Consider the following 9,269-nt stretch of genomic DNA (forward strand, 5'->3'; position numbering starts at 1 on the left):
GGCGACAATCCCCTCATCGAGGCAACGAACCAGCTCGGTGACCATCGGCACCATCATTCGGGCCACAATGGCTTCATCCGACAGGTCGGTATTGTCCATCGGCTCCAGAGACTCCCGGGCCTGGGGGCTCGACTGTTTTTGCGGCCGCCCTTTGCGATCGTCACTGTAATCGTAAAAACCGCCCGCGCTCTTCTGCCCCAACCGCCCGCTGTCAAACAGCACTTCGGTACAGGAGGTGAAATCGCGCTGAAGTCGATCCGGATAGGCGTCGGCCATCACCTGCTCGGCGTGAATGGCCGTATCCAGTCCCACCACATCCAGCAGATAGGCGGGCCCCATCGGCCAACCCCAGCGCTCCATGACCCGATCAATCCGCTCGTAATCGACGCCGTCGCGCACCAGTAGCGCGAAACCCGCGAAATAGGGGAACAGCACGCGATTGACCAGAAAACCCGGACAATCATTGACCACAACGGGTTTTTTGCCCAACTGATTGGCATAGGCGACCGTTCGGGCAATGGCCCGATCGGAGGTTTTCTCACCCCGGATGATCTCCACTAACGGCATGGCATGCACGGGATTGAAAAAGTGCATCCCACAGAAATTCTCTGGCCGGCTCAGCGCTTCGGCCAGCGTGGTGATGGAAATGGTCGATGTATTCGAGGCCAGGATGGTGGACTCGGCCACCGCCCGCTCCGTTTCGGCGAGCACCGACTGTTTGACTTTGGTATTTTCCACGACCGCTTCGACCACCATATCCACATCGTCGAATCCGTCGTACCCCAGGGTCGGCTCAATCCGGTTCAGCGCCTCGCCCATGGCACTGGCGGTCATGCGACCTTTCTCGACACGCTTGACCAACAGCCGGTTGGCTTCTTCCAGCCCCTGCTCCAAGCCTTTGCGGGCGATGTCTTTCATTTTGATCGGCACCCCCTTGAGTGCCGACTGGTAGGCAATGCCGCCGCCCATGATCCCGGCGCCCAGGACCGCCGCGCGCGAGACACCCTGTTTGTCCTCGGCCTGCCAGCGCTTGGCGTTTCGAGCCAACAACTGATCATTGATAAAGATACCCACCAGAGCCTGGGCCACGGTTGTGGTCGCCAGGCGGGCAAAGGTGTCGGCCTCGATTGCCAGTGCCGCCTCACGGCCCTCGCCCGCCGCTTTTTCCATAACCTCGATGGCCGCCACTGGCGCTGGGTAGTGGCGCCCCGCCTGGGCGGCCACCACGGCCTTTGCCGTTTCAAACGCCATGGCGGCTTCAATCCGATTGTGCTTGAGAGGCGCGGTTTTGGCGGCTCGACGGGCGGCATAGTCAAACCGACCCTCATGACATTCTTTCAGGACATGCAAACCCGCCTCCCGCAGTTTGCCGCTCTCCACAACGGCGTCCACCACACCGGCTTTCAGCGCGGCTTTGCCATCCCACTGTCGGCCACTGGCAATCCACTCCGCAGCGGTATCCACGCCCACCAGCCGGGGCAACCGGACCGTGCCACCCCACCCCGGGATAATGCCCAACTGGGTTTCGGGAAGTCCGATCCGGGCCGAGGGCGTCATTACCCGATAATCGCAGGCCAGACACAGCTCCAGGCCACCGCCCAGCGCATAGCCGTCAATCGTTATGGCCACGGGAACCGGGAGATCTTCGAGGCGATTGAAGTTGCGGTTGTTGCTCGCCAGATAATCCTTCACGGCCTGCTCGCCGGAGGCAAAAAATCCCTGGAACTCGCCGATATCCGCACCGACCATCAGTGCCGGCTTGGCGCTGCTGATCAACAGCCCTTTCAACTCCGAGGGCGTCGCCGCGGCAAGCGCATCAAGCGCTTCGCTTAATTCAACAACGGTCTGCCGGCCGAATTTGTTGACCGACTCACCTTGCAGATCGAACACCAGCTCGGCGATACCGTCATCGAGCATGACAAGCTTCAATGTGTGTCCCTGATACATACCTACAGTCTCTATTGGTCGTGGTCGAAAGGTGTGGTCGGAGTCAACGGCACTGGACAATCCGCCCCGCGGGCCACTACCGCGATGGCCGGCACCGAGCCGGTATTGCGCACACGGAACCACTGCCCCTGGGGCAGTTGGCAGCCATCGCCCTCGTTCAAAGTGTAGCAGCGAACCCCCAGAGTCAACTCTAGACGGCCCGACAGCAACCAACCGGATCGCGCTGAGGACAGTTGCCAGGGCTCGGCCCCCGTGTCTGCGCCGGGAGCAAACTGCAGGCGTTCAAGTGACAGGGAGTGACAGTCAGATCGGGGGAAGCGCTCTATCACCAACCCCAACTCGGGGTGTTCTGAGCGAATCACCTGATCGCGGGTCAGGACGATGCCCAAGGGGGCTCGGGTGTCCAATGCGAAAAATTGCGCCAGAGAGAGGGGGATGGCGTCGAGCAGCTTTGCCAGAGACCCCACCGAAGGGCTGATCTGGCCCTGTTCGATCAGGGAAATATTGCTGTTGGTCACACCGGCGCGACGGGCCAATTCGCGCTGGGACAGCCCGTTCAGCTCCCGCACCAGGCGAAGCCTTTCTCCCAGCGCGATAGCTTCGGGGTCACGATCCGTCTGACTCACTCTACCACCCTGCCCGGAATGTGACGGTCAGCGACCGAGGAGCCGTTGCTGGTCGGCCGGAGGGAGGTTTTCGACGACTCGTTCGTAGGAGTGATCGATCAGTTCCAGGATCAGATCCTCGGGCACACTGCCATCCAGAATCACACTATTCCAGTGGACTTTATTCATACGATGACCCGGCTGAATGGCCGGATAGGTATCCCGAAGTTCCTGGGCCCGATTCGGCTCACACTTCAGGTTGATGTAAGGCACGCCATCTTCTCCCTCGGCGAGGGTCGCAAACAGTTTATGGCACACTTTGAAAGACGCCACGCCCGGTCCTGCCGGTTGCAGTTCTACCGCTTCAGGTTTCGCCAATATGCTGGCCTTAGCACTTTCGTAATCCATTGATTTTGCCTCACACAAGGTAGTCGGTTAATTTTACAAAACCATAGTCTAACAGCTTAAAAGGAGGTTCGGCGATAATCACGATACTCCGGTTCCCAGAAGTTGCTCGCAATTTTCTGATCCATTACCTCCTCCGGTACCGGCATGGCAACACCGTCTTCAACCGCCTGCCGGAAGACCGCCCGGGCAATCACCTGGCTCACCGAGCGGATCTCACCCAGCGGAGGCAGCAGTGCTCCCTGGCCGGTTTTTACCATCGGAGAACTCTCGGCCAATGCCCGACTGGCCGCGACCATCATATTGTCGGTAATCCGTGACGCTTTTGCGGCCACAACCCCCAGCCCGACCCCGGGAAAGATGTAGCTGTTATTGCACTGGGCAATCTCGTGACGCTGCCCCGCCATATCCACCGGCTTGAAGGGACTGCCAGTCGCAACGATAGCCTTGCCGCTGGTCCAGCGGAGAATATCTACCGGCTGGGCTTCCACCTGGGAGGTCGGGTTCGACAGCGGTAGCACCACCGGCCGCTCACAATGAGCCTGCATGGCTTCAATAACCGCCTTGGTAAACAGCCCCGGCTGACCGGACACACCGACCAGCACCGTCGGGTTGGCGTTGCGTACCACATCCAACAGACTGATCTGGTCGGGATTTTTGCTATTGGACAGATCCCAATCGGCGACCTGCTCATCCGGAACGCACAGCGGCTTCTGGAAGCTGCGCACATTCTCCGACCCCGAGCGCAACAGACCGGAACGGTTCAGCATGTAGATCCGACCACGGGCCTGCGCCTCGCTCAAACCTTCCTGCATCATCAGGACAATGATCTGTTCCGCGATCCCGCACCCGGCGGAGCCAGCACCGGCAAACACAAACGTCTGCTTGGCAAGGGACTCGCCCTTGGCCTTACAGGCCGCCAGTAGCGTGCCCACGGTCACCGACGCGGTGCCCTGGATATCATCGTTGAAACAGCAGATTCGGTCCTTGTAATGCTCGAGCAACGGCGTCGCGTTGCCCTGGGCAAAATCCTCGAACTGGATCAGGGCATCGGGCCAGCGCACGCGCGCCGCTTCGATAAATTGATCCACAAACGCATAGTACTCATCGCCGGTGATGCGCTCGTGACGCCATCCCATGTACATGGGGTCGTTGATCAGGGACTGATTATTACAGCCCACATCCAGAACAACCGGCAAGGTGTAGGCCGGACTGATACCACCGCAGGCGGTATAAAGTGCCAACTTGCCGATCGGAATCCCCATTCCACCAATACCCTGATCGCCCAGGCCGAGGATACGCTCACCGTCGGTGACCACGATCACTTTGACCTTCTGCTTGGTGGCATTTTGCAGCATGTCATCCATGCGCTCCCGGTCGGGATAAGTGATGAACAGGCCGCGCTTGCGGCGATAGATTTTGGAAAATTGCTGACAGGCCTGGCCCACCGTCGGCGTGTAAATCAGCGGCATCACCTCTTCCAGGTGATCCACGACCAACCGAAAATACAATGTCTCGTTGGTATCCTGAATATTGCGCAGGTAAATGTGCTTGTCAATGTCGTTATGAAACGAGCACAATTGCTCGTAGGCGCGCGCCTTTTGCTCTTCAATCGTTTCAATACTGTAGGGCAGCAGACCTTCCAGATTGAAGTGTTGACGTTCCTGGGTGCTGAAGGCGCTACCCTTGTTTAACAGTGGGGCTTCCAACAAAGCCGGACCCGCGAACGGAAGATAAATGGGGCGTTTTTTCACCATGACACCTGCAACGATTATCAAAGAAACAAATGTTAACACAGACCCGGACACGGAGCAGGCCACCGCTTGCACAACCAGGACGGGTCTCGGCCTTAAGGTACTTTTGACCGGATCCCTGGTGGTCACTCTGACCGCCTGTCAGGGAGGGTCCGCGAACGAGCAGCCGGCCCCGGCACTACCGGAAGATCTGACCACGTGCCCGCAAGAGCGACCCGACGTCTGCACCCAGCAGTATGATCCGGTTTGCGGCTATTTCCAGCTTGCTCCAAAAGACGACGGGGTGACATCAAGCAAAGAGTGGGCGACAGAAACGTCGGCGGGCGCCGGTCAGAAACGCACGTTCGGCAATGCCTGTAGCGCGTGTGCGAAAGACGGGGTGATCGGTTTCGTAGAAGGAGAGTGCCGCTCGCCGTCGTCTGAGTGACTCAGCGATCGGCGGCGCTATCGTCGAGCAGGTTTTCAATAACCCGCACCATATTGTCATTGGCGCTTTTCTGTGCGCGGGCGCTCGTGGTTTTGAGTGCGTTGACTTTCCAGCGAGCCAAAAACCCCTGCACGCCAAACACCCACATCTGGGCCGAGACCCGAGTGCCCTCTTCACAGGCCGAGCAGGTCAATGCGACTCGGGCCCGATCCCAGGGCATTGGCCCTTCTTTGGCAGAAAGAGGTGTATCGTTCTCAAGAGCGGTGTACTGATAGTCGTAAACCAGACGCTCCGGCGAGCACACTTCGATCAGCTCCAACCGGGTACGATATGCATAATCGGCCTCGGGCACACTGATCCAGTACACCTTGCCCGGCGCGATGGAGCTGTCGTCGGTTGTAAGATGCGCACCATAAAATTCGGGCAGCTGCATCAGATAGCGTTGGAAGTCGCTGAGACAGGAAAACACGTCGGTCAGTGGCCGCCGAATCAGATACTCGGTATCAAAAAAAAGCATTGCGCTCGCCCTGCCCTCAGGGCTGTCGAGTCGCGCGCAGCAACTCGGTACCGTCGGCATCTTTCAGAACCAACACATCGGACCCGGTCAACTGGACGGCGATGGCCTGAGGCAAGAGTTCAAACATCCGCGCCTCCTGTGCCATCACCGGCGCAGCGCAAGCCATCCGGGTGCTGCCCAGAGACGAGTCGATACGCAGCCCGGATTCGTCGTACTGATAGACACCAAAGAAGCGATTGCAGCCACCGTTTCCGGTAAGCCGCGGCGGCTCAGAAAACTCGACAAACGCATGACTCGAGGAGTCCAGATCATCACCGCTCAGCGCCACGACCCGCCAGCTGCCCTGAAACTCCGACAGCGCTGGGCCCGTCTGCTGTTCAGCCGGCGTGCGAAATGACTGGCAGGCAGTGACGGATGACAACGCCAGCGCCATCAATGCCAGCGTTTTGAAGGCGCGCATTGTCCGGCGCATCAGCGACGGAACCCCGGGGGCAACTGGCCGCCGCCGGCACCGGGCATACCGCCGCCACCGCCCATCATGCCACCCATGCCGCGCATCATCTTGTTCATGCCGCCGCCTTTCATTTTTTTCATCATTTTGGACATCTGCTTATACTGCTTCAGCAACCGGTTGAGGTCCTGAATCTGGGTGCCCGACCCCATGGTGATCCGACGCTTGCGAGAGCCGCTGAGCAGGTCCGGATTGCGGCGCTCGAAGGGCGTCATGGAATCGATGATGGTTTCCATGACTTTGAACTGGGAGGTCAGGTTATTCTGTTGCGCCAGCTGGGCCATATTGCCCATGCCGGGCAGCTTCTCCATCATGGAGCCCAGGCCACCCATGCTCTGCATCTGCTGGAGCTGATCCCGCAAATCTTCCAGGTCGAAACGCTGACCCTTTTTGACCTTTTTGACCAGCTTGTCCGCCTTGTCCTTATCAATTTTCTGCTCGGCCTGTTCGATCAGCGACATCAGGTCGCCCATGCCGAGAATACGCGAGGCAATACGGTCCGGGTGGAACGGCTCGAGCGCATCCACTTTCTCACCCGTGCCGAGGAACTTGATCGGTTTGCCGGTTACCTGACGGACCGAGAGCGCTGCACCGCCGCGCGCATCGCCGTCGGCTTTGGTCAGCACCACACCCGTCAATGGCAGCGCCTCATTGAACGCCTTGGCCGTGTTGACCGCATCCTGACCGATCATGGCGTCGATCACAAAGAGGGTCTCGGCCGGATTGACGGCCTTGTGCAACGCCTGAATCTCTTCCATCAGGGTATCGTCAATATGCAACCGGCCCGCGGTGTCAACAATGACCACGTCCGCGAACTGCTTGCGCGCGTGTGCGATCGCGGCATCGGCAATCGCCACCGGCTTCTGTTCGGCGGTGGAGGGGAAAAAGTCCACGCCCACTTCTTCGGCCAGGGTTTCCAACTGCTTGATGGCCGCGGGACGGTAAACGTCGGCACTGACCACCAGCACCTTTTTCTTTTCCCGCTCTTTGAGGTAGCGAGCCAGCTTGGCCACAGAGGTGGTTTTACCGGCCCCCTGAAGGCCCGCCATCAGGATCACCGCCGGAGGCTTGACCGCCAGATCGAGAGTCTCGTTGGCAGCCCCCATCACGGACACCAGCTCTTCCTGGACGATCTTCAGGAATTGCTCGCCCGGGTTGAGCGCCTTGCTGATTTGCTGTCCCAGCGCCTTGCTACGGACCTGGGCGACGAAGGTCTTCACAACCGGCAGCGCAACATCCGCCTCCAACAGCGCTTTGCGCACCTCCCGCAGGGTGTCTTTGATATTATCTTCGGTCAGCCGGGCCTTGCCGGTCACCCGGCGCAGACTATCGGATAAGCGATCACTCAGCGTATTGAACATGGTTACTCTCGACAGCAGATCAATGATGGGCGCGATTATACCCCCAAAGGTGGGGCCCGGGTCCAGCCGATGGGGCCGACGAGGCCCAGCCCCCGGCTGACGGGAGAATGAGAAGCCTTCCGCTTCTCTTTGACGACACCTTGTGACACACTGCTACCCACCGGAAACCACTGGATATCAACGCTCATACGAGGACGCCCCCTGACTATGACCACCCTGCTCCTCAACAGCCTGGCGGCGGCACTGTACCTGCTCACCGGAGCCTATCTGATCTGGACCCTGCTTCAGGGCCGGGAGCCCCACCGCCGCCACCTGCTTATTGCGGTCGCCGTGGCACTGGTCGTCCATGGCATCGGGGTTTATCAACTGGTCGCGCTACCACGGGCTATCGAACTGGGCTTTTTCCGGGTCTCCTCGCTACTGTTCTGGGTCATCAACGCCGTGGTCCTGCTGAGCAGCCTGCGCAAACCCCTGCACAATCTGTTCATTCTGCTATTGCCGCTGTCCGCCCTGGGCATCATCGCCTCGTTACTGGGGCGCAATGCGTCGGGGCACCCACTGGTGCTCGATTACACCCTGGCCAGTCATGTGCTCCTGTCGATTCTGGCCTACAGCCTTCTGACCATCGCCACCCTGCAGGCGCTGCTTCTGGCCTGGCAGAATCACCAACTGAAGCACCGCCACCCCACCGGCCGGGTGCGCCTGCTCCCGCCGCTGCAGACCATGGAGGCCCTGCTGTTCGAGTTGCTCTGGGCCGGTCACCTGGCGCTGACCCTGTCGATCATTTCCGGCTTTGTGTTTCTTGACGACCTCTTTGCCCAGCACCTGGCCCACAAGACGGTGTTCTCACTCGCCGCCTGGGTCATCTACAGCGTGCTACTTGGAGGCCGTCACTACCTGGGCTGGCGGGGCTATACCGCCATCCGCTGGACGCTGGGCGGCTTTCTGCTGCTGATGCTGGCGTATTTTGGTAGCAAGTTGGTGTTGGAGCTGATTCTCGGGGCCGTCTGACTATTGATTCGGGGGGAGTTCTGCTTCAAGATACCCGGCCTCGCAGCAGAATGGGCATAAGTCGCCTTGAACGAAGCACCGCTAGAAATACTGTTTGCCGCGCTCATCGGACTGTTGGTCCTCTCCGCGTTCTTCTCCAGCTCGGAAACCGGGATGATGTCCATCAACCGGTACCGCCTGAAGCACCTGACCAAAAAAGGTGATCATCGGGCGATTCGCGTGACTGGCCTTCTGAAGACTCCCGACAAGTTGATCGGCCTGATTCTGATCGGCAACAACCTGGTCAATATTTTTGCCGCCTCCATCGCCACCGTCATCGGTGTTCGCCTCTACGGCGATGCCGGTATTGCCGCTGCGGGCCTGATCCTGACCTTTGTCATGCTGGTGTTTGCGGAAGTCACACCCAAGACCCTCGCCGCCCTGTATCCCGAGCGTTTCGCCTTTTTTTCCAGCTGGTTCCTCAAGCCTCTGTCTGTGGTGCTCGCGCCCGCCGTCTATCTGGTGAACGGCATCTCCAAGAGCATTTCGCGGGTATTCGGCATCCATAAAGCGCACAGCGGCGTGGAGCATCTCAACCCCGAGGAGTTGAGAACCGTGGTCGATGAAGCCGGAGACCTGATCCCCGATCAGCATCAGGGGATGCTCTTGAATATTCTCGACCTGGAAAAGTCCACGGTTGAAGACATCATGATCCCCCGCAACGAGGTCGAAGGCCTGGACCTGACGCTACC

The 9,269-nt window shown here is 59.4% G+C and carries 9 protein-coding genes; 2 read left to right on the top strand and 7 right to left on the bottom strand.

Annotated elements, in window-relative coordinates; translation table 11 throughout:
* The 7 genes from fadB to ffh all read right to left on the bottom strand — a co-directional run.
* Window positions 1–1,947: fatty acid oxidation complex subunit alpha FadB (gene fadB / locus B3520_RS02890; protein WP_286875371.1), on the bottom strand; the 1,947-nt coding region annotated here is incomplete at its 3' end.
* 11 nt (window positions 1,948–1,958) lie between these two features.
* Window positions 1,959–2,573, bottom strand: a complete 615-nt coding sequence (locus tag B3520_RS02895) for a helix-turn-helix domain-containing protein (RefSeq protein WP_286806631.1) — start codon at window positions 2,571–2,573, stop codon at window positions 1,959–1,961.
* Window positions 2,574–2,600: 27 nt separating this feature from the next.
* A complete protein-coding gene (locus B3520_RS02900; RefSeq protein ID WP_123637414.1) occupies window positions 2,601–2,960 on the bottom strand; it encodes an MmcQ/YjbR family DNA-binding protein in 360 nt (119 codons plus the stop codon).
* A gap of 56 nt (window positions 2,961–3,016) precedes the next feature.
* A complete protein-coding gene (locus tag B3520_RS02905; RefSeq protein ID WP_286806628.1) occupies window positions 3,017–4,714 on the bottom strand; it encodes an NAD-dependent malic enzyme in 1,698 nt (565 codons plus the stop codon).
* Window positions 4,715–5,139: 425 nt separating this feature from the next.
* On the bottom strand, window positions 5,140–5,655 hold the full coding sequence (locus B3520_RS02910; RefSeq protein ID WP_123637416.1) for a hypothetical protein: 516 nt from the start codon (window positions 5,653–5,655) through the stop codon (window positions 5,140–5,142).
* 16 nt (window positions 5,656–5,671) lie between these two features.
* Window positions 5,672–6,115: an META domain-containing protein gene (locus B3520_RS02915; RefSeq protein WP_286806625.1), complete on the bottom strand. Its 444-nt coding sequence runs from the start codon at window positions 6,113–6,115 to the stop codon at window positions 5,672–5,674.
* Window positions 6,116–6,126: 11 nt separating this feature from the next.
* Window positions 6,127–7,527, bottom strand: coding sequence for a signal recognition particle protein (ffh, locus tag B3520_RS02920; RefSeq protein WP_286806623.1), 1,401 nt, complete (start codon window positions 7,525–7,527; stop codon window positions 6,127–6,129).
* A 207-nt stretch (window positions 7,528–7,734) separates the two neighbouring features.
* On the opposite strand from ffh, the gene B3520_RS02925 reads away from it, so the two are divergent.
* On the top strand, window positions 7,735–8,538 hold the full coding sequence (locus B3520_RS02925) for a cytochrome C assembly family protein (RefSeq protein ID WP_123637419.1): 804 nt from the start codon (window positions 7,735–7,737) through the stop codon (window positions 8,536–8,538).
* Window positions 8,539–8,604: 66 nt separating this feature from the next.
* Window positions 8,605–9,269, top strand: a 665-nt coding sequence (locus tag B3520_RS02930) for a CNNM domain-containing protein (RefSeq protein ID WP_286875373.1), incomplete at its 3' end; no start/stop codon positions are given.

Origin of the sequence: Marinimicrobium sp. UBA4509 (assembly GCF_002388575.1) — a bacterium.
Lineage (GTDB): Bacteria > Pseudomonadota > Gammaproteobacteria > Pseudomonadales > Cellvibrionaceae > Marinimicrobium > Marinimicrobium koreense.